Raw genomic sequence first — 22,225 nt, 5'->3', positions numbered from 1 at the left:
GGGGAGACTAGGAGGCGCGCCGCCGCCGTCGCGGCTTCGGCTTGGTGACCGGCTCCTCCTTTGCTCCGTTGGACGCGTTGACGTCAGACAAGGCGAGCAGGTTGTGCTTCATGGCCAGTAGGGCGTGGGAGGCGGCTTCCAGAGCCTTGCGGTCGATGCCTTTGGCGATGCTGGCGTTGAACTTGTCGGTCTCCTTGCGGATTCGTTCGAGGAAGCCCTTGGCTTGCTTGGTCACGAAGACGCGCTTGACACGCCGGTCGACCGGATCGGGGTGACGGACCACAAATCCCGACGATTCCAAGCGGTCGATCAGGGCACCCACCGCAACCTTGCCGACATCGAGCTCGTTGGCCAACTGGACCTGGGGCAGGCCGTCCTTGCGGGAAATGAACGCCAGCACCCACCATTGCGAACGGGTAATTCCGAGCGGCGCAAGGGCGCGATCGAACATCATCCTCCTCAGTCGCGACACGTCATGAATGAGGTATCCGAGTCGCAGATCCCAAGCCGGCTGATCAACCATCCAGTGTCCCCTGGAGCAGGCCCGAGGGGACCGCTGAGCTCATACCATACACTAGCGTATTTTAATGGGCGATCAAGAAACGGCCCTCAGCCCTCCAGGGCCAGGCTGGAGGGTATAGCGATGCGCGCGCTTCCCTTTAGTTAAGCTCTTTGGGCGAATAGCCGAGGATATGGCGGGCGATGATTAGCCGCTGGATTTCCCCGGTCCCCTCGTAGATGTCGAAGATCCGCGCATCGCGGAACAGCTTTTCCAGGGGACCGGCGGCGGACAGGCCCGCGGCGCCGAGGACGTCGATGCAGGCCTGGGTGACGCGGCGTGCCAGCATCCCGCCCATGGCTTTGGCCATGGACGAGTCGACCTTGCCCGGCCCCTCTCGCTGCTCGATCCACTTGGCACGGACCACGGTGAGCCAGGTCGCTTCCCATTCGGCTTCCAGAGACAGGAGGCGGGCGGCCGCCATCGGTTGCGTCGCCAGCCGCGCATTGTAGTCGGGCTTGACGCCGGCGTTGCCAAGCTGGATCCAGGTGTAGTCGAGCGCCGCCCGCGAAACGCCCAGAGCGTAAGCCGCGACGACCGGACGGGATTCGCTGAACGATTGGAGCGTCTTCTTCAGGTCGCCATCGACATGATTGAAGGCCGGAACCGGGCAATCAACAAAGGAAAGCGCCGCGGTATCTTCCCAACGGATGCCCATCTTCCGGATCTGAGGGCCGACATTGAATCCCGGTGTGCCCTTTTCGACGATGAAGGTGGACAGGCGCTGCGGCTGATCTGGATGCAGCACGCGCGCGAGGACGAGGACCGCGTCGCATCCTTCAGCGTAGGTAATGAAAATCTTCTCGCCGTTGATGACCCAGTTGCGGCTGACCGGATCGAATCGCGCCGTGGTCCTCACCGAAGCCGGATCGGAACCGCCAACCGGTTCGGTCAACCCGATCGCGATGGTCCAGTCGTGCCAACGGTCATATTGCTCGGCCGTTCCGGCGATCTTCAGCACGGTGTTGCCGAGCGAATATCTATGCTCGCGGAGTGGAACGCCACCGTACCAATCTTCGAGGTACAGGAGCGCGTTGATGATCTTGTGGCCGCTGGTCTCATGGACAAAGGCCTCGAGCAGAGCTCGCACGTCGGGGCATTCGTCCGCTTCTGGGTATGCGTGCGGCAGAAGGCTGTCCTCGGCGTTCTCGAAATCGCGGGCATACTTGGCCGCCAACTTTGCCTGACGACGTGCCTCTTCGATCAATTGGCGGTCGCGCTCAGTGAACTCAAAGCTGATCATGAGGGGTCTCTCCGAATTCCGCCAGTCATGCGCCGACCAGGCCATCGAGAACCGACAGGGAGCGGGCGTTGCGGTACCACATCTCCAGCGGAAGGTCGCGGACGAAGCCGTGGCCACCGAACAGCTGCACGCCCTCATCGGCGATGCGCATGGCGGCATCGCTCGCATAGAGCTGCGCCAGGCGTGCGCTGCGCGGCGCCTCGGGGCTTCTATCCAGTTCGGCTGCCGCCTTCAGTCCCATCCAGCGCATCGCATCGATCGCGACATGCATGTCCGCCAGCTTGAATGCGATGGCCTGCTTGCGGGCGATGGCCTCGCCGTGGACGATGCGGGTCTTGGTGTAGGGAAGAGCGAAGTCGAACACGGCGCGTGACAGTCCTGAAAGCATCGCGCAGAGGGCGATCCGGGACGCGTCGCGGATACGCTGGACATTGGCGCCGGCAGTCCCGCCGAGACGCATGGATGCGGGAACCGTAACGCCGTTGAATGCGACCGATGCCCAATCGAGGCCGCGCAGCCCAAGCGTGCCATCGATTTTCGAGACGCGCACGCCGTCCGTATCGAGCGGGACAATGAGCGCCTCGTCGCGGCCATCGCACTTGACCAGCGTTAGCAGGTGAGTGCTGGGCTTTGCGAGCAGCACCATTGTCGCACCGCCTCGCAGCCGAAATCCATCGGCTGTTCGCGTGACGCTGGCCCTCGCCGCCGTGTCGTCGGGCAAGGGGCCGTCGAGCTCGACCACCGCAGCAAATCGCGGAATGTCCGAGACGAACGACGGGAGCAATTCTTCGCGCTGCCGATCGGACCCTTGCTCGGCGACGGCCTTGGCGAAGCCGACGGACGCGGCGATGGCGGTCGCCACGGTTGCGTCTCCGGCCGCGAGTTCTTCGAGGACGAGCGCGTTCAAGACGGTCGGCTGCTCCATTGTCCGAAAAGCGGGGTCGGCAACCGCCTGTACGATGCCCAGCGCCCAGGCCTCATTGAGTGTGGAGGAAGGAATTTGCGCGGCTTCATCCGCGGCGCGGGCAGCTGGCGCGAGCGTGGATCGCGCCAGGCCGGAGGCGGCCGAGCGGGCGATCTCCTGTTCCTCGCTCAGTTCAAACGAAATCACCTGGAACTCCTCATGAGCCTGTTGATGCTATCGGCGTCGCGAGTGCGTGGTGAGCGCTCTCGTTGATGCTGATGATGCCGATGCCTCCGTCGCTGCGCAGGCGGAGGCGGGTGACCGAGCCGTAACCTGGAAGGAAATGCACGAAGCCGTTCAATGCGAGTGCCTGCGAGAGCACGACGTTGATGGGCATGCCGTGAGTGAAGATCGCAACCTTCTGTGTTGCGTGGCCTTCGGCGGCGATGGTATTGAGGGCACCGAGGACTTCGGCCTGGAAACGATTGGGATCTCCTCCGAGGTAGCGGATCGGGTCTGTCAGGAAGCGCTTCCATTCTTCCTGCCCCAGACCGCGCAGCGTTTCAGTGGAGCGATATCGCGCACCGAACCGGTCAGCCTCGGCCCAGCCGTCGACGACGTCGATTCGCCTGCCGATGCGTTGCGCCAGGGGCTCCGCCGTTTGCCGAGCGCGCCGCAACGGGCTCGCGACGATGCGGTCGATGGTTTCTAAACTGAGAAGGTCGGCGATGGCGCCCGCTTGCCGCCGTCCGTCGTTGTTCAAGGGCGGATCGCCGGGGTTCGCGGAATCGTTCTCGTCCGGCCGGCCGTGGCGCACAAGAATGATTTTCATGGTCCGTCCCAGATGCGCTTCTCCGGCAGCAACCCGCGAGCGGCAGGTTGGACCGTCATTGTTTTGGAATATGGTATAGTAGTGAACTAATGTGTCAAGCGAGTGGAGGGTACGCCGCTGCTTCCGATGTCTCGTCGCTCATCTTGATGTTTTCAAGCGAGATTGCAGGAGACTGAGCCCGCTACGGATCGCCGTGCGGCCATCGCATGCATGCGCTTCCTGATGCGTGATTTACAGATCAAGTACGCCAGCGTATCAATGGACGGCGCGGATCATTGAGGACATGTCCATGTCGAAGCCTCTCGCAGGGATCAAGGTGCTGGATTTCTCCAAGGTGCTGGCGGGCCCGCTATGCAGCCAGTATCTCGGCGACCTTGGGGCGGATGTCATCAAGGTCGAAATGAAGGGGCAGGGCGACGAAACCCGGGGATGGCCCCCATTTCCTGCGCCAGGCTTCGGAACGGTGTTTCTCAGCGCGAACCGCAACAAGCGCAGCATCGCCATCGATCTCAAGACCGACCGCGGTCGGAAAATCGCGCATGAACTGGCGAGGAGGGCTGATGTGGCGATCGAGAGCTTCGGCTCGGGCGTTGCCGAGCGTCTCGGAATCGATGCTGCGACACTGCGTCCGCTGAATGAACGACTGATCCATTGCAGCATCTCGGGCTTCGGCCGAAGTGGTCCTTTGAAGAATGCGCCCGGCTATGATGTGATCCTTCAGGCCTTTTGCGGCATCATGGCGATGACGGGCGACGAGGGCGGAGGATATATCCGCAGCCCGATCTCGCCGATCGACCAGATGACCGGTGTGCATGCATTCAGCGGGATTCTCGGGCTGCTCTATGCACGGGAGAAGACCGGGCAAGGCGGAACGGTTCAGGTGTCGCTGTTCGAGACCGCGATGGGGCTGCTTGGCTATAACCTGCAGACCTTTTGGGAGCGCGGGGTCCAGCCGGCGAAATGCGGTTCGAGCCACGAGTCGCTGTGTCCCTATCAGGCCTTCGAAACCGGCGACGGGCCGATCATGATCGGCGTGGCGAACGACAATCTGTGGCGGAAGTTCTGCGGCGTTGTGGGGCTCACGGAGATCGTGAACGACCCGCGTTTCCGGACCAATGCCGATCGAGTTCAAAACAGGGCAGAGACGCTCCGCCTTGTGCAGAAGGCGCTGATGTCGCGCTCTGCCGCGGCGTGGAACGAGGTGCTGGCGGCGGCCGGCGTGCCCTGTTCGCCGATCAACTCGCTCGCCCAAGTGCTGAGCCATCCGCATACCGACGCCAGTGGGATCATCGTCGAATATGATCATGCCGCGGCCGGGCATCTGAAGGGCGTGGCACACCCTGTCCGCATCAACGGCCAGGCGCGGACGGCGGGAAAGCCGCCGCCTGAGCTCGGCCAGCATACGGACGAAGTGCTGTCCGAACTCGGCATGTCGTCGGAGCGGATCGAGTCGTTGCGCGGCGCCGGCATCATCGGATGAGGTATGCGCGTAGAAGGACGAGAGAGGGAGGATATCGATGAGCGAGCCAACGGCGAACAATTTCACCACGATCATGATCGAGGAGCGGCCCGGGATCGACATCGTGTCGTTGAACCGGCCCGATGCGCTGAATGCGGTGACGCCGGCGATGGCCGCGGAGCTAACCACCTACTTTTCTTCAGTGCACGACAAGCTCAGGACACGCGTGGTGATCCTTCGTGCCAACGGCCGCGCATTTTGCGCCGGCGCGGAGCTTGGTTCAGAGGCTTTCGCCAAGCCTGGAGAGGGGCGGCCGCAGCGCCAGCTGCGAATGCAGCAGCAATACTCCGGTATCATTCGGCTGATGAGGAGCTGTCCTCAGCCCATCGTCGCACTGGTTCAGGGTGCGGCGTGCGGAGCCGGCTTTTCCCTGGCGCTCGCCGCCGACGTCCGCTTCGCCTCGCCGCACGCTCGGATGAACGCCGCTTATATCCGCGTCGGCGTCGGCGGCTGCGACATGGGGTCGGGCTATCTGCTGCCGCGATTGATCGGATTGTCCGTGGCTTCGGAGCTGCTGCTGAGCGGCCGATTTATCGAGGCCGAAAGAGCCAAGGCGGTTGGATTGGTCAGCGACGTCGTGCCGGCCGATCAACTGCTGGCCACGGGCTTGGCCTATGCCGGCGACCTGCTGCGGACAGCGCCGATGGGCTTGCGCATGACAAAGCAGACGCTCAACGCGCTGATCGACGCGCCGGGCCTGGAGGCCGCGCTCGCGATGGAAGACCGTCAGCAGGTCATGCTGCTCGAAACGGCCGACCACCGCGAAGCCGTGGCGGCGTTCCGGGAAAAGCGGGAGCCGAGCTATAGCGATCTCTAGGACGGGACGCGAGCTTCGTGCTTCGCGCCCGCTGGCGACGCTTGAGGCGTTGGATCAGCGGTCCTTGATCGATCGTTAGGACGCAGGGGATTCGCGCTGGCCGAAAGCACACGGGCCGCCCAGATAGGCGGGATAACCGAGCTCGCGTACGACGGCGTAGTCCGCCATGCGAAGCTGCTCTGCGGTCAAATTGAATGTCAGCGGGAGGACCGCCTGGCTCAGGCGCTGCATCAGTGCCAGCGCGGGCTGGCGCCGAGGATCCGGATCTGATTGGTTCAGCCAATAGCCAGCGCCCGCGTTGCGGCGAAGCGCCGGAACACTTGGCAAACCGGGCCGCGTGAAACCGAGCGTCGCGAGGAGTTCGTCGCTGGGGCTTGCCTCCTCAAGTACCGATTTCGTCGTGGTGACGAAATCTGCGATGAAGGCAGGTCGTTCGCCGGACTTTGCCATCCGATCATGATCGGTTCGACCGAGGAAAAGGGTCTGGATCATGTTGCGAGCTTCGGCTCGTTGGATCAGATGGGAGAAGATCGCCATTTCGCTGCGAATGGCGCCATCAAAACATTGCGTCAGGCCGAACTCGACGCAATCGAGGATCGCAAGGGGCGCTGGATAGTGCCCGAGCGTTTCCGCAAGCACGCGCTCGCGGACGGGGCCGAGAAGCTTGCTCACCTCGAGCGACGACGGATCCTTCCAATCCGCGCGATCCCACGGTTGCTGAGCGGTCGGCGTCGAGAGCAGCCACGATTCCGCGGCCGCCACTTCTTCGCCAGGGGCGACGAGCGCGTCGACCAGCCCACCTTCCAGAGCTGCCGTGCCTGAGAGCCTTGCGCCCTCCAGAAGCACCGGGAGAGCGCGTTCGACGCCGATCAGCCGTGGCAGGCGCTGAGTACCGCCTCCGCCCGGCAACAGGCCGACCAGGGATTCAGGCAGGCCGAGCGCGGCCCGCGGATCGTTGGTCAGCACGCGGTAGTGCGTTCCGAGCGCGAGCTCGCAGCCACCGCCGAGGGCGAGCCCCGCGATTGCGGACGCGACGGGCTTGCCACAGCTTTCCAAGGCGCGAATGGCCAGGCTCAGGCGGAAGAAATGATCGTAAGCGGCATTGAACCGAGCGTGAGCAGGCTTCGCCATGATCATGTCGTAGGCGACGCCGAGTTCGGTGAGATCGGCGCCGGCGCAGAATGCGCTGCTCTTGCCGGATCGAACGACGACGCCTCGTACGTCGCTCTGCGCGAGCCAGCGGGCGAATGCGCCGAGCTCGACGATGGCGGCTTCCGAAAACACGTTCATCGTGCGGCCGGGCGCGTCGAATATGAAGTGAGCGAGGCCGTTGTCTTTCAATTCGAGCCGGAACTGCTCGAGCTTGGGCGGAGCCAGCGTCATGGAGTATTCCCTTGTCTTCTTGAGGGGAGCGAGGCGTACGGGGCGATCAGAATCCGACCCGGTCGCCACCCTTGAGCGAGAGGATTTCCCGAGCCTCGTCGGCGGTCGCCGCTTCCAGGCCAAGGCCTTCGATGATCTTGCGAACCTGGCGCACCTGCGCCGCATTCGAGGTCGCGAGCTGACCGGCGCCGACCCACAAGCTGTCTTCGAGGCCGACACGGACGTGCCCGCCCATGGACGCAGCCATGGCCGCGACGGGCATCTGATTGCGACCTGCGCCAAGCACGGACCAGCGGTAGGAGTTTCCAAACAGGCGATCGGCCGTACGTTTCATGTGCATGACATCATCGGGGTGCGCGCCGATGCCGCCGAGCAGGCCGAAGCAGGTCTGGATAAAGAGAGGCGCCTGAACCAGGCCCTCGGTGAAGAAGTAATGCAGATTGTAGAGATGGCTGGTGTCGTAACACTCGAACTCGTAGCGCGCTCCGGTCGCATTCAACGTTTCAAGCGCATAGCGGATGTCCTTGAAGCTGTTTCGGAAGACCAGATCGTGGGAGCCTTCGAGCATGGCCGGCTCCCAGTCGTGCTTGAACTCCTTGTAGCGCTTCAGCATCGGGAAGAGCCCGAAATTCATCGAGCCCATATTCAAAGAAGCAACCTCAGGCCGCCACTTGGCCGCGGGACGAACGCGTTCCTCGACCGTCATGTACGGCGAGCCGCCCGTCGTGAGGTTCACGACCACGTTCGACGACTGCTTGATGACTCGCAGAAACGGCTCGAACGCTTCGGGGCTCTGATCTGGCCGGCCGTCCTCGGGATTGCGGGCATGCAGATGGACGATGGCGGCGCCGGCGTCGGCCGCCTCGAGGGCTGAGCTCGCGATCTGTTCTGCGGTTACCGGCAGATGCGGCGACATCGACGGCGTATGGATGGAGCCGGTGATGGCGCAACTGATGATGACTTTGTTCTTCGCCATGAAGTGTATCCTCCCACTTAGAATCTGGACTCGAAGGCGGTCCAGCTGTTCGACAAAGTATCGCGATGATGTTCGGCGGCAATCCCGATGAGGGCTTCGGCCCGGCCGCGATGAGAGAGTCCGCGGAGGTCGGCCCCGCCGTTCTCGGTGACGATGATGTCGGTGTCCATGCGTCCGAGCGATACGGGGCCGGCGCCGCCATTCGGTCCAACGATACGGCTGATGGTGCCACCAGCGGCAGTCGCAGGAAGTGCGATGATGCGCAGGCCACCACCACACCAGGCGCCGCGCGCGAAGTCCGAGGCGCCGCCCGGCCCCGAAATGAGGCCTTGAGCCGTCATTTCGGCATAGACCTGGCCGAACAGGTCGACTTCGATCGCAGAATTGACCGCCACGAACCGATCGATATCGGCGACGACCCTCGGACCATGGGTGTTCGAGACGGGCGTGAACGCGAAGGAGGGGCTCGAGACGGCGGAATAGAGCCGTTGAGAGCCGATGGCGACGCCGCCGGTGACAGCACAGCCGGAGGCGAGGGCGCCTGCGTCGGCGAGATCGAGGACGGCATCTCCGATCAGTCCGGAATGGATTCTGATATCGCGGTGGCGGGTCAAAGCGCGCAGGACGGCGGTCGGGATCTTTCCGAGTCCTGTCTGTACGGTCCCGCCGTTCGGAATAAATCCAGCGACATGGCTGGCGATGGTTTGGGCAACCGGGTCAGGCGTCCCCTCGCTGAAGCCGAGCAGCCGCTGTTCTGCCTCGATCACCGCTGTCAGTTCGGAAAGGGGAATGCCGTGATGGCCATGCGTTCTCGGCATCAGCGGATTGATGTGCGCAATCCGAACGGGAATGCGAGGCCAGATGTCCGCAAGGAAATCCGCGATGGGACCGAAACTGCACATGCCGTTGTCATCGGGCGGAGCGACCATGAACAGCGCAGCGTCTATCTGCACGGTCCGCAAGCGCGCGAGGATGTCGCCATAGCAAAGAGGAAAGAACGACACCGCGCCGCCAGCAGCCCTGAGCTCGGGCGTCATGAAGAACGTCTCGACCCGGCAGCGCGGATTGGCGAGATATGTCCGAGTGTTCAAGCCGGGGACAAAGATGCCGGTGAACGTCATGGCACCGAGGGTCTCGCCGGCGCACATCACCGCGTCGGCGAGAAGGAGGGATTCTCCGGAACAGGCGACCACGAGGGTACGCCCGTCCGGAGGCAGGACGGAGGCGAGCGAAGCGGGCTCAAAGCGACGAGGCGCCACGTTCGCTCTCCGGTCGATCACTTCGCGTATTTGTGGAAGTCGGGTTTGCGCTTCTCGTTGAACGCGCGGACGCCTTCCTTCGATTCCTCGGTCTCGTAGAACAGCTTCACGGAGTAAAGTGAAGCCATGCTGATGCCGCGGATGTTCTCGCTGTCGGCATTGAACGACCGTTTGGCGAGAGCGAGCGCAGTGGGTGACCGCTCCGCAAGCGTGTCCGTCCAGACCTTGACCGCTGCGTCGAGTTCGGCCGCCGGCACGACCTTGTTGACCAGGCCCATGTCATAGGCTTGCTGCGCGCTATAGCGCTCGTTCAGATACCAGATCTCACGGGCGCGCTTGTCGCCGACGTGCCGGGCAAGCAGGGCGGTGCCCCAACCCGGATCGACCGATCCGACCTTTGGTCCGACCTGGCCAAAAACGGCGGTGTCCGCCGCGATGGTGAGATCGCATAGGGTCGCGAAAACGTTGCCGCCGCCGATGGCAAAGCCGTTCACGCGAGCGATCACCGGCTTCGGCACGTCGCGGATGATCGACTGGAATTCGTCGATGGGCAGACCCACGATGCCGCGGCCGTCATACTGGCCTTCATGCGCGCTTTGATCGCCACCGGTGCAGAAGGCCTTGTCGCCTGCGCCCGTCAGAACGATGCTCGATACGCCCTTGTCGTCGCCGGCAATCTGGAACGCGCGGATGAGCTCGTCGATCGTCTTGGCGCGGAAGGCGTTGTAGAGCTTGGGGCGATTGATGATGACCCAGGCGGCGCGGTCGCGCTTTTCGTAGATGATGTCTTCGAATGTCGGCAGATTGGTCATGGTTTCCTCTCTTGCGCGCACGAAAAGGCGCGCTGCTGGGTCGAAAGTCTTGATGGGAAAGACCGCGGTCGCGGTCAGATCATGTTCATGCCGCCGGCGACCGAGATGGTCTGTCCGGTCATGAAGCCAGCGTCGTCGGAGGCGAGAAATGCGACGATACCTGCGTAATCCTCCGGCTCACCCATCCGCTTGAGCGGGATGCCGCGAACCATCGCGTCCTTCCACTTCACCGCCTGCTCGCCTTCGCCGAGAACGGCCGCCATCATCGGCGTATTGGTCGGGCCGGGGCAAACCGCGTTGAGGAGGACGCCCTTGCTGGCGAGTTCGCGTGCCACCGATTTGGTGAAGCTGATCAGGCCACCCTTGCAGGCCGAGTAGACGGCCTCGTTGCTGGTGCCGACGCGGGCCGCATCCGACGCGATGTTGATGATGCGCCCGGCCCGGCGTTCGACCATGAGCGGCGCAACCACGTGGTGGGTATTGAGCGGGCCAAGCATATTTATGCGAATGATCTTGTCCCAGAGCGCCTGGTCAGTCGCGAGGAAGGGCATCGGCTTGTCCCAGCCGGCGTTGTTGACGAGGGCCCAGATCGGACCGAGTTCGGCTTCAACCTTGCCCACGGCATCCTTGACCGCCGCGTAATCGCCGACGTCGAGCTCGTAGGTCTTGATGGTGGTGCCCGCACCCGCCAGCTTGGCGGTCTCGGCGCCGGCTTCAGGCTTGAGATCGAAAATGGCGACCTTGCATCCTTCCTGCGCCAGGCGAAGGCTAAGCGCGCGGCCTATGCCTTGTCCTCCGCCCGTGACGATCGCTACCTTGTCTTTCAATCCACGCATCGCAAGTCTCCGTGTTTCATCCCATGAGGTCCAATTCGGCGCCTTCGGCCTCTTCGGCTTCACCGCCCAGCATCTCGAGCAGCGTATCCTTGAGTGTGCGCAGCGTATCCGCCGCCTGGTTCAGTTGCTCCTCAGGTACGCGGCTTAGAATTTCAAGCTCGACCGCTTCGACGTGTTCGCGAATGGTGTTAACCATCTTTGCGCCGGCGCGGGTCAGATACACGCGTCGGGCGCGCCCATCATTTCGGTCGGCGCGACGTTCGATGAAGCCAGCAGCTTCCATGCGATCGAGCAGACCGCCGATCGCTACTTTTGTCAGATCAAGATCTGCTGCAAGGGCAGTTTGTGTCATGCCATCACGCCGCGAAAGGAAGGCGAGCACCCACCATTGAGAACGGGTGATGCCGAGTGGCTTCAGCGACCTGTCGACGACGACCCGTCGCAGACGCGAGACGTCGTGAATGAGGAAGCCGAAGCGGAGGCTTGAATTGAGATCTCTAGCCATCGAAGGTCCTTACGGATGCGACCGCCCTTGGTCGAGTTCCGGGGCGGCGCGCCATTCCGTCGTCATTCGCGCCGGGCCCTCGATTTCGGGCGGTCCTTGAACATTTCTCTCGCGATGATGGTCTTCATCACCTCGATCGAACCGCCGGCGATTTTGACGACGCGTGCGTCGGCATAAGCCCGGCAGATCGGGTATTCCCACATATAGCCCCATCCGCCGAAAAGCTGCAGGCATTTGTCGACGGCCTCGCAGTGCAGCTCCGACGTGACCATCTTGGCCATGGCGGCATCGACGGCATCCAGCTTTCCGGAGATGAACAGGTCGATGCATCTGTCGGTGAACACCCTGGCCATGGTGGCCCGGGCCTTCAGATCGGCGAGAACGAACTGGGTGTTTTGAAAATCGGCGATGGTCTGGCCGAATGCCTTGCGCTCGGTCGTGTAGTCGACCGTCCATCCGATCACGGTCTCGGTGACCGTCGCGGAGCGGATCGCCTGGGCGAGGCGTTCCTGCGCCAGCTTGGTCATCATGTGCTGAAAGCCGCGCCCCTCAGAGCCGAGCATGTTGGCGGGGGGCACCCGAACGTTGTCGAAGAATAGCTCGGACGTGTCCTGCGCCTTCATGCCAAGTTTTTCAAGGTTGCGTCCGCGCTGGAAGCCCTCGCGATTGGATTCCACGAGGAAAAGCGTAATCCCATTCGCGCCGGCGGACGTATCCGTTTTGGTCGCCAGCACGATCACGTCGCAGAGCTGGCCGTTGGAAATAAAGACTTTCTGGCCGTTGATCACATACTCGTTGCCGTCGCGTACGGCCTGGGTACGGACCGCCTTAAGATCGCTGCCAGCGTGCGGCTCGGTCATGCCCAATGAACCGATGGCTTCGCCTCGGACCATCTTGGGCAGCCAGTGGCGCTTCTGTTCGTCGGTGCCGAACGAGAGGATGTAGGTCGCGACGAGATCGGTATGGATGAGGAAGCCAGGACCGCTCGCCCCGACGCGCCACAATTCCTCGAACACGACGACGTCGAATAGGTAGTCGAGGCCGGCGCCGCCGAACTCTTCAGGCACCGTGCAGCAGAGGAGGCCGGCCGCGCCTGCCTTGAGCCAGAGGTCCCGGGGAACGATGCCGTCTTCCTCCCACTTGGCGTGGAACGGCACGATCTCCTTCTCGACGAAACGACGAACCGTCGCGCGCCAGATCTCATGTTCTTCGCGAAAAATGGAGCGCTCGATCATTGGTGCTCTGCCCGCCTGCCTGTCTCTGCCTTAGGCCCGTTGTGACTTGTCGCGCTCGGTCGACTTGACGATCGCATCACGCGCGGCCTTCCACTGCTCGTCCGTGAGCACCGACAGGTCGGCGAACGTCCCAGGTCCAGCGAGATGTTGACCGCCATCGATCGCGATTGTTTGCCCGGTCAGGTATTCGCAGGCGTCCGACATCAGAAAGATGATGAGGCTTTGCAGTTCGCGCATCTGGCCGAACCGGCGCATCGGAACGGTATCGGCACTGGTCGCGCTGGATTTGGTGTCAGGTAACGGATTGAGCTTTTCCCAGGCGCTCTCGGTTGGAAACGGTCCCGGCGCGGTGGCGTTGAGCCGGATGCCGTAAGGGCCCCATTCGACCGCAAGGGACATCGTCATTGCGTGCAGCGCGGTTTTCGCCATGGCGGAGGGGACGACGAAGGCCGATCCGGTCCAGACCCAGGTTACGAGATTGCTGACCACGGAGCCTTTGAGGCCGCCTGCGATCCATCGCTTGCCGGCCGCCAAGGTGACGTGGAAGCTGCCGTCCATGACGGTGGAGGTGACGGCGCGAAATCCGCGCGGGCTGAGTTCCTTGGTCGGTGCGATGAAATTGGCGGCAGCGTTGTTGAGGAGACCGGTGAGGGGGCCGACGCTCCAGATGGCCTCCATCATCTGGTCGACCTGGTCGGCATCGCGGATGTCGCAAACGTGCGTGTAAATCTTTGCCTTGTCCGACGACGCGATCTCGCGGGCCGCGGCTTCCAGCACCTGGGCGCGTCGCCCGCAGATGTGAACGGTGGCTCCCCGGTCCGCCAGCGCCTTGCTGATCTCCTTGCCGAGACCGCTGCCCCCGCCGGTAACCAGGATCGACTTCCCGGCCAACGCATCGGGCCGAAAGATATCCATGCTCATAATAGGGCAAAGCCTCCGTTTATGGCCTTTTTTGACGTTGGCCCGAAAAATTCGTAAACCTATTTACAAGATTGGGCATTGCTGTCAAGTTGCGCGCCTACAAACGAGGGACGGAAATTGCCCACTACGCCAAGTCAATCTCGGACTGGGCGCTTCGTTGCCGCAGTTGGAGCTTATGCCCCGCTGCTGCGGCTGGAGCGCGCCGCTGCCGGTAAAGCTCTCAAATTTTCGGGATTAGGCGGCAGGCCGTCCGGTCGGCGTGCCGTTGCCGGGTGGGACGAAGACGCGTTGACGCTCGCCGTCGAGGCGGCGCGTGGATTGCCGCGGCCTCAGGCCGTGATTTTCGCGTCGACGTCCGCGCCGTTTATCGAGCGATCGCAAGCGACATTGCTCGTCGATGCGCTCGCCCTCGATCCCAGCGTGCGCACTGCTGACGTGGCCGGCTCGCGCCGATGTGCGGTGTCGGCGCTTCGCGATGCCTTGCTGGGCCGTGGCGATACGCTTATCGCAGCCGGGGAGAAGCGGCCGGCGACCGCTGGCAGTTCGCAGCACCTATCCGACGGCGATGGCGGCGCGGCTGCGTTCGTCTCTGATCGCGGCGCCGCGCAATTGCTCGGCCACGCGAGCCTGTCTCATGACCTCGTTGACATCTACGCATCCCGGGAGCGTCCGCAATCCTATGCGTATGAGGAACGATTCGTCCGCGACGCCGCAATTGGGAAAGTGATCGCGCCGACGATCGAGGCCGCCTGCGCTGCGGCGGGGGTCGCGCCCTCGGAGATCGCGCGCGCAGCGGTGCACGAGCCGCTTGCGGGATGCTGGCGCGAGATTTCGCGGTTGACGGGGGTGACTGCTCCGAATGTCGCGGCTGATCTGGCGCAAGCCGTGGGTGATCTCGGAGCGGCGCACGCGCTGTTCGCGTTTGCCGTGGCTTGCGCGGGCGCGCGCGAGGGAGATCTCGTCCTGCTGGCCGGGTTCGGCAGTGGCTGCGATGCGATGGTGTTCCAGCTCACGGGCGAGATGCCGGGCGCGCGCGAAGCGGCGGCGCTACTGAGCAAAGGGGTGGCATTCGATGACTACATGCGCTTCCTCAGCTTGACGGGGGCCGTCCAGCTCGATTGGGGCGTACGATCCGAGTTCGAGCAGAAGGCCCAGGCGACGGTGCTGGAGCGTTACGGCCGCGACATGATCGGATTCGTCGGCGGCCGCGACGCCGAGGGCAATGTTCAGTTTCCGAAAAGCCGCTTTCCGGTACGGCCGGACGCTGCGGCTCCTGAACAGTTCGAGGACGTTCGACTGGCCGACTGTACTGCCAGGATCGTCTCGGTGACCGCTGACCGGCTCAACTTCACGCCTGATCCACCGTTCTGGTTCGGACTGGTGCAGTTCGACAACGGCGCGCGCGTGATGATGGAGTTCACGGACGGGGACAGTCTTGGATTTTCGGTCGGAGACGCGGTGCGGCCGCTGTTGCGCATCAAGTCGCGCGACGCCCGGCGCGGCTTCAGGACCTACTTCTGGAAGGCGGCTCCCGCGGACCGTCCCAGCATCGAGGGATAGACATGGCCACAGGCATTAAGGACAAGGTCGCCGTCATCGGCATGGGCTGCACGTCGTTCGGGGAGCACTGGAACAAGGGCCCCGAGGACCTGATGGTCGACGCCTTTGTCGAGGCGATTGCCGACGCCGGCATCGAGAAGAGCCAGATCGAGGCTGCCTGGATGGGCAACGCTCTCGATGACATCAACGTCGGCAACAGCGCCTTGCCGCTCGCGCACGCGCTTCGCCTGCGCGGCATACCCGTGTCGCGCGTGGAGAACATGTGTGCCACGGGCTCGGAAGCGTTGCGCGCGGCAAGCTATGCCGTTGCCGCCGGCGCGGTCGACATCGCGCTTGCGGTCGGGGTCGAGAAGCTCAAGGACACCGGTTACGGCGGACTGCCGCTCCGGACCAAGGGCCTGGCCAACGATCTGTGGATGCCCTACGGCTCGGCGCCGGGATCATTCGCGCAATTGGCCGGTGCCTATGCCGCGCGTCACGGTATCGACAAATCCGATCTAAAGCGGGCGATGGCTCACGTGAGCTGGAAGAGCCACCAGAACGCGGCGCTGAACCCGAAGGCGCATCTGCGCAAGGCGGTCGACGTGGAGACCATCCTCAAGGCGCCGATGATCGCCGATCCGCTGGGGCTGTTCGATTGCTGCGGCGTGTCGGACGGCGCAGCCTGCGCCATCGTGACGACGCCCGACATCGCGAAGGGGCTGGGCATCGCCAATCCCGTCACCGTCAAGGCAATCCAATTGTGCGCTAGCCATGGTTGGGAGCTCCAGTATGACGAATGGGACGGAAGTTACGTCGCAAACACGCGGCAGGCTGCGAAGCGCGCCTATGCAGAAGCAGGTGTCGAAGCGCCGCGGCGCGATCTATCGGTCACCGAGGTGCATGACTGCTTCTCGATCACCGAGCTCGTCACGATGGAGGATCTGAATCTCTCCGACGAGGGGCGGGCGCCTTTCGACATTCTGGATGGTCGTTTCGATCGCGCGGGTGCGCAGCCCTGTCAGATTGACGGGGGGCTCAAGTGCTTCGGTCATCCTGTCGGCGCCTCGGGGCTGCGAATGGCTTACGAAGTCTATACTCAATTGCTTGGGCGTGCCGGAGATCGGCAGCGCGGCACGGTTGATCTCGGATTGGTGCACAATCTCGGAGGGGCTCCGTTCAACAGCATCGCGGCGGTCTCGATTCTCGGGCGCCTGCATTAGGAGGAACCGCAAGTGGCGGGGAAATATTTCGAGCAGTTCGAAATCGGCCAGAAGTTCGTTCATGAGGTGCGGCGCACGGTCACCGACATGGACAACATTCTGTTCTCGACGTTGACGCACAATCCTGCGGCGATCCACATCGACCACGAGTACGCGAAAACCACCGAATTCGGGCGTCCACTGATCAATTCGATCTTCACCCTGGGGCTGATCGTCGGCCTGTCGGTGCAGGAGACTACGCTGGGAACGACCGTCGGCAATCTTGGCTGGGAGGAAGTCGCCTTTCCGAAACCTGTCTTTGCCGGCGACACCATCCGCGCGGAGACGACGGTGGTCGCCCTGCGCGACAGCAAATCGAGGCCTCAGCAGGGCATCGTGACCTTCGAGCATCGCGGCTATAACCAGCGGAACGAACTCATTGCGACCTGTAAGCGGGCCGCGCTCATGTTGCGAGTGCCCCGACAATGAGGCTGCGCTCACTATTGTTCGTACCCGGCGATTCCGAACGTAAATTTGCCCGCGGGCGGGAGTCAGGCGCTGACGCCCTGATCCTCGATCTCGAGGACTCCGTGGCGCCTGCCCAGAAGGCAGCGGCTCGAGGTCATGTGGGCCAGCTTCTCGAAGGCCAGGCGTCCCGTGACTGGGCGTTCTTCGTACGCGTCAACGCGCTCGATACCGGCTTGACGCTCGACGACATGGCCGCGGTGGTCAAACCCGGGCTGGACGGGCTGCTGATCCCAAAGGCCAACGGTGCCGCGGACATCGAGCGCATCGCTTATTACCTCGATGCCCTCGAAGTGCGGTCCGGCATGGAGCGCGGTTCGGTGCGGATTGCCGTGGTTTGTACCGAGACCCCGCGGGCAATGTTTGCGCTGGGCTCCTACGCGCCAGCACACCCGCGGCTCGCGGCGCTGACTTGGGGCGCAGAAGATCTGTCTGCGGTGATCGGTGGGACCGACAACAAGGAAAGCGACGGGAGCTGGACCTGGCCGTATCAGGTGGCAAGGACGCAATGCTTGTTCGCCGCGGCCGCAGCGGAGGTCGCGCCGATCGATACGCTGTTTGCGGACTTCAGGGATTCGGAAGGGCTCGAGCGCGATTGCCGTCGCTCGCGACGAGACGGCTTCGTCGGGCGCGTGGCGATTCACCCCGACCAGGTTCCTGTGATCAACCGGTGTTTTGCGCCGTCCGAGGCCGAGATTGCGCAGGCGCGCAAGATTGTCGCGGCGTTCGAAGCCAATCCGGGGGCCGGAACGCTCGGGATCGACGGCAAGATGTACGACATTCCCCACCTGAAGGCCGCGCGAAAGACGCTGGCTTCTCTCTAGGTTCAGCTGGTTTGCGAAGAGCATATGCCCATGACGGAAGCGAGACCCTTACCGACGGACGACGAACGAAATGCGATCCGCGAGGGCGTGCGCGCGGTCGTCACCCGGTTCGATGACGAGTACTGGCTCGCACGCGACGAAGACGGCAAGTTCCCGCATGAATTCCATCGCGCCATGGCCGAGGCCGGTTGGCTGGGCATTACGATGCCCGAGGAGTACGGCGGATCCGGGCTTGGTGTCACTGAAGCCGCCATCATGATGCATGAGGTGGCAAGCCATGGCGGGGGAATGGCGGCGGCTTCGACCGTTCATATCAACCTCTTCGGACCGCATCCGATCGTGGTGAAAGGCACGCCCGAGCAGAAGGTGCGTTGGGTGCCGCAGCTGATCGCCGGCAAGGACCAGTGCTGCTTCGGCTTTACCGAGCCGGACGCTGGGTTGAACACGACGCGGATCAAGACTTTCGCCGAGAAGGTCAAGGGCGGCTACATCGTGCGTGGCCAGAAGGTGTGGACGTCGACGGCACAGGTCGCCAACAAGATCATGCTGCTGACGCGCACCACGAAATACGAGGATTGTGCGCGGCCGACCGACGGCATCACGATCTTCTACACGGATCTGGATCGCAGCAAGATCGATGTCCAGCGCATTCCCAAGATGGCGCGTAAAGCCGTGGATTCGAATGCGATCTTCATCGACGGGTTGTTCATTCCCGAAGAGGACAGGATCGGCGAGGAAGGCAAGGGCTTCTCGTATATCCTTCATAGCCTCAACCCGGAACGCGTGCTGATCGCCTCGGAGGCGATCGGGATCGGACAGGATGCATTGCGCAGGGCGACCCGCTATGCCCAGGAGCGCGTCGTGTTCGACCGGCCGATCGGGCAGAACCAGAGCATCCAGCATCCGCTGGCCGAGAATTGGATGTATCTCGAATCCGCGTGGCTGATGGCGGTCAAGGCGGCTGAGCTTTACGACCAGGGACTGCCGTGCGGAGCCGAAGCGAATTCGGCGAAGTTCCTCGGCGCCCGCGCCGGGCACGACGCAGCCTGGCAGGCGGTCATGACCCATGGCGGCTTCGGCTATGCCAAGGAATATCACGTCGAGCGGCTCTATCGCGAGGTCTCGCTCACGCGGCTCGCGCCGATCACCGAACAGCTCATCCTCTCGTTCGTGGCCGAGAAGGTTCTTGGCCTGCCAAAAAGCTATTGAGGCGCACACTATGGGAATTGTGGACGGAAAGGTCGCACTGGTCACGGGCGCGGGCCGTGGGGTCGGACGAGGCATCGCGTTGGCGTTCGCCAAAGCGGGGGCGGCCGTGGTGGTCAACGATCTCGGGGTCAATCTTGCAGGCGAGGCCGGCGAGAGCACGCCGGCCAAGGAGGTGGCTGACGAGATCAATGCGACCGGGGGCCGGGCCGTCGCCAACACGGACAGCGTCACAAGCGCGAAGGGCGCTCAATCCATGGTGCAGATGGCGATCGACACGTTCGGCCGGATCGATGCTGTCGTGAACAATGCCGGGAATCTGCGCGATGGACTGTTTCACAAGATGACGGAGGAGGAGTTCGAATCCGTCATCAGCGTTCATCTGCGGGGCAGCTTCCACGTCAGCCGCGCCGCGGCACCGTTCTTCAAGACCCAGGCTTCAGGTGCTTACGTTCACATGACGTCGACATCCGGGCTGGTCGGCAATTTCGGGCAAGCCAACTACGCGGCGGCCAAGCTGGGCATCGTCGGCCTGTCGAAATCAATCGCTCTCGACATGCAGCGCTTCAACGTCCGTTCGAATGCCGTCGCGCCATTCGCATGGACCCGCATGATCGATTCCATTCCAACCAATACGCCGGAGCAGCAACGGCGCGTCGACGGCCTGAAGAAACTGGAGCCGGAGAAGATCGCGCCGTTCGTGGTCGCGCTCGCAAGCGATGCGGCGGCACATGTCACCGGCCAGATCTTCGGGGTCCGCAACAACGAGATCTACCTGTTCTCGCAGCCGCGCCCGGTCCGGACCGCGCACACAGCGGAAGGGTGGACACCGGAGACGGTGATCGATCGAGTGTTTCCGATGTTTGCGAACGATCTCTATCCGCTGCATCGCTCGGCCGACATCTTCACTTGGGATCCCGTCTGATGAACGTGGATGCCCGCGCGCGGGAGAAAAGCAGCGTGAAGTCCAATCGGGATGTCGCAAAGCGGTTGCGCAGCGGCCTGAAGATCCCTGTCATGGCTGCACCGATGTTCATCGCGTCAACCCCCGATCTTGTGATCGCGCAATGTCGTTCTGGCATCATCGGCTCGATCCCGGCGCTGAATGCGCGCACCAGCGCAGAGCTTGACAATGACCTGACACGGATCGAGCAGGGGCTGGAAGGATGTCAGATTCCCTATGCGGTCAATCTGGTGGCGCACAAGTCGAATGACAGGCTCGACGCCGATCTGGAACTGACGATCAAGCATCGGGTGCCGATCGTGGTTCTGGCGCTGGCGGCAAGTGCGAAGATCGTGGATGCCATTCACGGCTACGGCGGCATCGTGCTCAACGATGTGATCAATGATCGCCAGGCGCGCAAATGTGCAGATATCGGGGTTGATGGCATCATCGCCGTCGCGACCGGCGCCGGTGGTCACACCGGCAATGTGTCTCCATTTGCGCTGATGGCGGAGATCCGCGAATGGTGGCACGGGCTCTTGATCCTCTCGGGCTGCATCGCCACGGGAAGCGCCATATTGGCAGCTGAGGCGCTCGGGGCGGATCTGGCCTATGTCGGTTCGCCCTTCCTGGCCTCGACCGAGGCCAACACGGAGCCGGCTTTCAAGCAGATGATCGTGGATTGCGCGGCCAAGGATGTCGTGATCGCCAATTGCTTCACGGGGGCCAATGCGTCCTTCTTGCTGCCCTCCGTGATGGCCAACGGACTGGACCCGGCATCGTTGTGGCGCCCGGATCGCGGGGCAGTTGACATCTCGGGCGGTGGATCCGATCGGAAAGCCTGGCGCGATATCTGGAGCGCGGGGCAGGGCATTGGCGCGGTCAAACGGGTCGAACCTGCTGCCGACTTCATTGCATGGCTGGCCGACGATTACGCTCGGGCGCGGCGCGCGATTGCCGCAGTGTAGCGCTCTGCGCTGCCCCTAGGGGCCCCGGAATGGAAGTCGGCAGAGCAGGGAGCCGCTTCGCCTGATCCTTTGATTGCGGCTGGCTGGTTCGCGCCGTCAGATCGGCGGATGCTGCTGCACCTCGGCGTACTTCTCGTAGCCCTTGCCGACGCCGTACTCGATGATGCCGTATCCGACCTCGTCGCCATCGACGACTTCGATCACGTGGTCGGAAAGTGTGCGCACCAGCCGCCGCGTGTCCGGGTCAGCGAGGGTCCAGACATCGTGCTCCGAGTAGAATTTGCCCTTGTCGTCGCCGTGGAACCAGCCGCGCAAGCCGCCGTACAAGCCCCCCTTGAGGAAGTAGCGGGCCGGCAGCGTGCGGACCTTCACCTTCCGGTTGGTTCCATCCGAGAACACGGCGTCGAACACGGCGCGCTCGACCGTTTGACCGTGAGGATCGTTGGCCCAGACGACGTCGTGAGCGATTCCAGCCAATTTCCGCGTCGTCCTTGACCTCTCGCCGATGGTCGTCACCTCCTCGCCGGAAATGTAGATGAGGTCGCCGGGGGCGCGCTCCTTGAAGAACAGGTGCAGGCCGCGGTTCGCGAACTGCGCCGTCGTCCAGCAGTAGAAGAAAGGCGGATAGAACGTGACGGGCGGGCTCGTCTCGTCGGTGCGCATCTCGCCGCGAATTCCCCAGGAATGATCACGTTGGCCGAGCCAGCGCGCGGCCTCGATGTCACGGCGCTTGCCGTCGACCGCGATCCAGCCGCGGTAGGCGCCGAGCTGCTGGGCGCGCGCCATGTGCTCCGTAACCCGGCCATTACGACGGCGGAAATGCTCTTCCTCCTCGTGTGGGTTCATGGTGGCGATGAACTCGATGTCGAACGTGAGGCTGGACTCGTTCGGCTCGAGCAGCAGGCGATGACGCCGCAGCCCCTCGAGGATCTGGATGTGGAGGGGGCCGATCGAGGTGGTGAGCGGATTCGGCCGCATCCTGCGGGAGACCCTGAAGTTGTGCTGCCGGCCGTCGACGGTAACGCCAGCGAAGCCGTCCATCACATTGCGGTTCGGGTGCCAGCCGAGCCCGACGTCGAAGATGAAATCGCCGTCCGGCTTCGGATGACCGGTGTACCAGTAGCGCTCCATCCAGCTCGGATCGCTGTTCATGACGTGGTCGAACGTCGTGGGAAGCTGGTGTCCAATAAAGTCGTCTTGAGCTGATAGCATGCGGG

The 22,225-nt window shown here is 63.2% G+C and carries 22 protein-coding genes; 9 read left to right on the top strand and 13 right to left on the bottom strand.

Translation table 11 applies throughout. The features are described 5' to 3' along the window. Positions 1-7: 7 nt before the first annotated feature. The 4 genes from ACYCVF_RS15875 to ACYCVF_RS15860 all read right to left on the bottom strand — a co-directional run bounded on the left by ACYCVF_RS15875 (position 8) and on the right by ACYCVF_RS15860 (position 3,538). Positions 8-451 (bottom strand): MarR family winged helix-turn-helix transcriptional regulator, encoded by a 444-nt coding sequence (locus ACYCVF_RS15875; RefSeq protein WP_459606368.1) that lies wholly within the window; start codon positions 449-451, stop codon positions 8-10. Between the two features lie 208 nt (positions 452-659). After that, positions 660-1,802 (bottom strand): acyl-CoA dehydrogenase family protein, encoded by a 1,143-nt coding sequence (locus ACYCVF_RS15870; protein WP_459606369.1) that lies wholly within the window; start codon positions 1,800-1,802, stop codon positions 660-662. A 25-nt stretch (positions 1,803-1,827) separates the two neighbouring features. After that, on the bottom strand, positions 1,828-2,913 hold the full coding sequence (locus tag ACYCVF_RS15865) for an acyl-CoA dehydrogenase family protein (RefSeq protein ID WP_459606370.1): 1,086 nt from the start codon (positions 2,911-2,913) through the stop codon (positions 1,828-1,830). Between the two features lie 10 nt (positions 2,914-2,923). Continuing rightward, the gene (locus tag ACYCVF_RS15860; protein WP_459606371.1) at positions 2,924-3,538 is read right to left on the bottom strand and encodes a histidine phosphatase family protein; all 615 of its coding nucleotides are present in this window, start codon (positions 3,536-3,538) and stop codon (positions 2,924-2,926) included. Between the two features lie 289 nt (positions 3,539-3,827). Between ACYCVF_RS15860 and ACYCVF_RS15855 the strand changes: the two genes are divergently transcribed. Together ACYCVF_RS15855 and ACYCVF_RS15850 are read left to right on the top strand one after the other, a co-directional pair. Then, complete coding sequence (locus ACYCVF_RS15855) at positions 3,828-5,018, top strand: CaiB/BaiF CoA transferase family protein (protein ID WP_459606372.1); 1,191 nt, start codon at positions 3,828-3,830, stop codon at positions 5,016-5,018. Between the two features lie 73 nt (positions 5,019-5,091). After that, positions 5,092-5,874, top strand: coding sequence for an enoyl-CoA hydratase/isomerase family protein (locus ACYCVF_RS15850; protein ID WP_459606373.1), 783 nt, complete (start codon positions 5,092-5,094; stop codon positions 5,872-5,874). A 75-nt stretch (positions 5,875-5,949) separates the two neighbouring features. Here ACYCVF_RS15850 and ACYCVF_RS15845 read toward each other — a convergent pair whose 3' ends face one another. From ACYCVF_RS15845 to ACYCVF_RS15810, 8 genes are all read right to left on the bottom strand, one after another. After that, positions 5,950-7,257, bottom strand: coding sequence for an enoyl-CoA hydratase-related protein (locus ACYCVF_RS15845; protein WP_459606374.1), 1,308 nt, complete (start codon positions 7,255-7,257; stop codon positions 5,950-5,952). Positions 7,258-7,303: 46 nt separating this feature from the next. Then, complete coding sequence (locus ACYCVF_RS15840) at positions 7,304-8,233, bottom strand: beta-keto acid cleavage family enzyme (RefSeq protein ID WP_197968768.1); 930 nt, start codon at positions 8,231-8,233, stop codon at positions 7,304-7,306. 17 nt (positions 8,234-8,250) lie between these two features. Continuing rightward, positions 8,251-9,492: an acetyl-CoA hydrolase/transferase family protein gene (locus ACYCVF_RS15835; protein ID WP_459606375.1), complete on the bottom strand. Its 1,242-nt coding sequence runs from the start codon at positions 9,490-9,492 to the stop codon at positions 8,251-8,253. 17 nt (positions 9,493-9,509) lie between these two features. Continuing rightward, positions 9,510-10,304 carry an enoyl-CoA hydratase-related protein gene (locus tag ACYCVF_RS15830; RefSeq protein ID WP_448042908.1) on the bottom strand — a complete coding sequence of 265 codons (795 nt, stop codon included), beginning with the start codon at positions 10,302-10,304 and terminating at the stop codon, positions 9,510-9,512. A gap of 74 nt (positions 10,305-10,378) precedes the next feature. Next, complete coding sequence (locus ACYCVF_RS15825; RefSeq protein ID WP_459606376.1) at positions 10,379-11,140, bottom strand: SDR family oxidoreductase; 762 nt, start codon at positions 11,138-11,140, stop codon at positions 10,379-10,381. Positions 11,141-11,156: 16 nt separating this feature from the next. Next, positions 11,157-11,645 carry a MarR family winged helix-turn-helix transcriptional regulator gene (locus ACYCVF_RS15820; RefSeq protein WP_440640837.1) on the bottom strand — a complete coding sequence of 163 codons (489 nt, stop codon included), beginning with the start codon at positions 11,643-11,645 and terminating at the stop codon, positions 11,157-11,159. 62 nt (positions 11,646-11,707) lie between these two features. Next, positions 11,708-12,880 carry an acyl-CoA dehydrogenase family protein gene (locus ACYCVF_RS15815; protein ID WP_459606377.1) on the bottom strand — a complete coding sequence of 391 codons (1,173 nt, stop codon included), beginning with the start codon at positions 12,878-12,880 and terminating at the stop codon, positions 11,708-11,710. A 30-nt stretch (positions 12,881-12,910) separates the two neighbouring features. Then, on the bottom strand, positions 12,911-13,801 hold the full coding sequence (locus ACYCVF_RS15810; protein WP_459606378.1) for an SDR family oxidoreductase: 891 nt from the start codon (positions 13,799-13,801) through the stop codon (positions 12,911-12,913). A 288-nt stretch (positions 13,802-14,089) separates the two neighbouring features. On the opposite strand from ACYCVF_RS15810, the gene ACYCVF_RS15805 reads away from it, so the two are divergent. From ACYCVF_RS15805 to ACYCVF_RS15775, 7 genes are read left to right on the top strand one after another with little or no spacing between them, the layout of a single operon-like run. After that, positions 14,090-15,361, top strand: coding sequence for a hypothetical protein (locus ACYCVF_RS15805; protein WP_459606379.1), 1,272 nt, complete (start codon positions 14,090-14,092; stop codon positions 15,359-15,361). Positions 15,362-15,363: 2 nt separating this feature from the next. After that, on the top strand, positions 15,364-16,563 hold the full coding sequence (locus ACYCVF_RS15800) for an acetyl-CoA acetyltransferase (protein ID WP_061879094.1): 1,200 nt from the start codon (positions 15,364-15,366) through the stop codon (positions 16,561-16,563). Positions 16,564-16,575: 12 nt separating this feature from the next. Continuing rightward, positions 16,576-17,031 (top strand): MaoC family dehydratase, encoded by a 456-nt coding sequence (locus tag ACYCVF_RS15795; RefSeq protein WP_061879093.1) that lies wholly within the window; start codon positions 16,576-16,578, stop codon positions 17,029-17,031. Positions 17,032-17,033: 2 nt separating this feature from the next. After that, positions 17,034-17,891, top strand: a complete 858-nt coding sequence (locus ACYCVF_RS15790; protein WP_459606458.1) for an HpcH/HpaI aldolase/citrate lyase family protein — start codon at positions 17,034-17,036, stop codon at positions 17,889-17,891. Positions 17,892-17,921: 30 nt separating this feature from the next. Continuing rightward, the gene (locus tag ACYCVF_RS15785) at positions 17,922-19,100 is read left to right on the top strand and encodes an acyl-CoA dehydrogenase family protein (protein ID WP_459606380.1); all 1,179 of its coding nucleotides are present in this window, start codon (positions 17,922-17,924) and stop codon (positions 19,098-19,100) included. Between the two features lie 10 nt (positions 19,101-19,110). Continuing rightward, on the top strand, positions 19,111-20,022 hold the full coding sequence (locus ACYCVF_RS15780) for an SDR family oxidoreductase (protein WP_459606381.1): 912 nt from the start codon (positions 19,111-19,113) through the stop codon (positions 20,020-20,022). Further along, the gene (locus tag ACYCVF_RS15775; RefSeq protein ID WP_459606382.1) at positions 20,022-21,008 is read left to right on the top strand and encodes an NAD(P)H-dependent flavin oxidoreductase; all 987 of its coding nucleotides are present in this window, start codon (positions 20,022-20,024) and stop codon (positions 21,006-21,008) included. Before ACYCVF_RS15780 ends, ACYCVF_RS15775 begins: the two co-directional genes overlap by 1 nt. Positions 21,009-21,104: 96 nt before the next feature. On the opposite strand, the gene ACYCVF_RS15770 is transcribed toward ACYCVF_RS15775, so the two are convergent. Next, entirely contained in the window at positions 21,105-22,220 is a 1,116-nt protein-coding gene (locus ACYCVF_RS15770; RefSeq protein WP_448042918.1) for a hypothetical protein, read from the bottom strand. Positions 22,221-22,225 lie beyond the last annotated feature (5 nt).

It is taken from the genome of Bradyrhizobium cedriense (assembly GCF_054602315.1).
This window is presented reverse-complemented; position numbering and strand designations above follow the sequence as displayed.

Excerpts from the sequence above, each read along its gene's own strand:
- ACYCVF_RS15875 (WP_459606368.1), bottom strand. The coding sequence starts at position 451 with ATGTTCGATCGCGCCCTTGCGCCGCTCGGAATTACCCGTTCGCAATGG.
- ACYCVF_RS15870 (WP_459606369.1), bottom strand. The coding sequence starts at position 1,802 with ATGATCAGCTTTGAGTTCACTGAGCGCGACCGCCAATTGATCGAAGAG.
- ACYCVF_RS15860 (WP_459606371.1), bottom strand. The coding sequence starts at position 3,538 with ATGAAAATCATTCTTGTGCGCCACGGCCGGCCGGACGAGAACGATTCC.
- ACYCVF_RS15855 (WP_459606372.1), top strand. The coding sequence starts at position 3,828 with ATGTCGAAGCCTCTCGCAGGGATCAAGGTGCTGGATTTCTCCAAGGTG.
- ACYCVF_RS15850 (WP_459606373.1), top strand. The coding sequence starts at position 5,092 with ATGATCGAGGAGCGGCCCGGGATCGACATCGTGTCGTTGAACCGGCCC.
- ACYCVF_RS15845 (WP_459606374.1), bottom strand. The coding sequence starts at position 7,257 with ATGACGCTGGCTCCGCCCAAGCTCGAGCAGTTCCGGCTCGAATTGAAA.
- ACYCVF_RS15840 (WP_197968768.1), bottom strand. The coding sequence starts at position 8,233 with ATGGCGAAGAACAAAGTCATCATCAGTTGCGCCATCACCGGCTCCATC.
- ACYCVF_RS15830 (WP_448042908.1), bottom strand. The coding sequence starts at position 10,304 with ATGACCAATCTGCCGACATTCGAAGACATCATCTACGAAAAGCGCGAC.
- ACYCVF_RS15825 (WP_459606376.1), bottom strand. The coding sequence starts at position 11,140 with ATGCGTGGATTGAAAGACAAGGTAGCGATCGTCACGGGCGGAGGACAA.
- ACYCVF_RS15820 (WP_440640837.1), bottom strand. The coding sequence starts at position 11,645 with ATGGCTAGAGATCTCAATTCAAGCCTCCGCTTCGGCTTCCTCATTCAC.
- ACYCVF_RS15815 (WP_459606377.1), bottom strand. The coding sequence starts at position 12,880 with ATGATCGAGCGCTCCATTTTTCGCGAAGAACATGAGATCTGGCGCGCG.
- ACYCVF_RS15810 (WP_459606378.1), bottom strand. The coding sequence starts at position 13,801 with ATGAGCATGGATATCTTTCGGCCCGATGCGTTGGCCGGGAAGTCGATC.
- ACYCVF_RS15800 (WP_061879094.1), top strand. The coding sequence starts at position 15,364 with ATGGCCACAGGCATTAAGGACAAGGTCGCCGTCATCGGCATGGGCTGC.
- ACYCVF_RS15785 (WP_459606380.1), top strand. The coding sequence starts at position 17,922 with ATGACGGAAGCGAGACCCTTACCGACGGACGACGAACGAAATGCGATC.
- ACYCVF_RS15780 (WP_459606381.1), top strand. The coding sequence starts at position 19,111 with ATGGGAATTGTGGACGGAAAGGTCGCACTGGTCACGGGCGCGGGCCGT.
- ACYCVF_RS15775 (WP_459606382.1), top strand. The coding sequence starts at position 20,022 with ATGAACGTGGATGCCCGCGCGCGGGAGAAAAGCAGCGTGAAGTCCAAT.
- ACYCVF_RS15770 (WP_448042918.1), bottom strand. The coding sequence starts at position 22,220 with ATGCTATCAGCTCAAGACGACTTTATTGGACACCAGCTTCCCACGACG.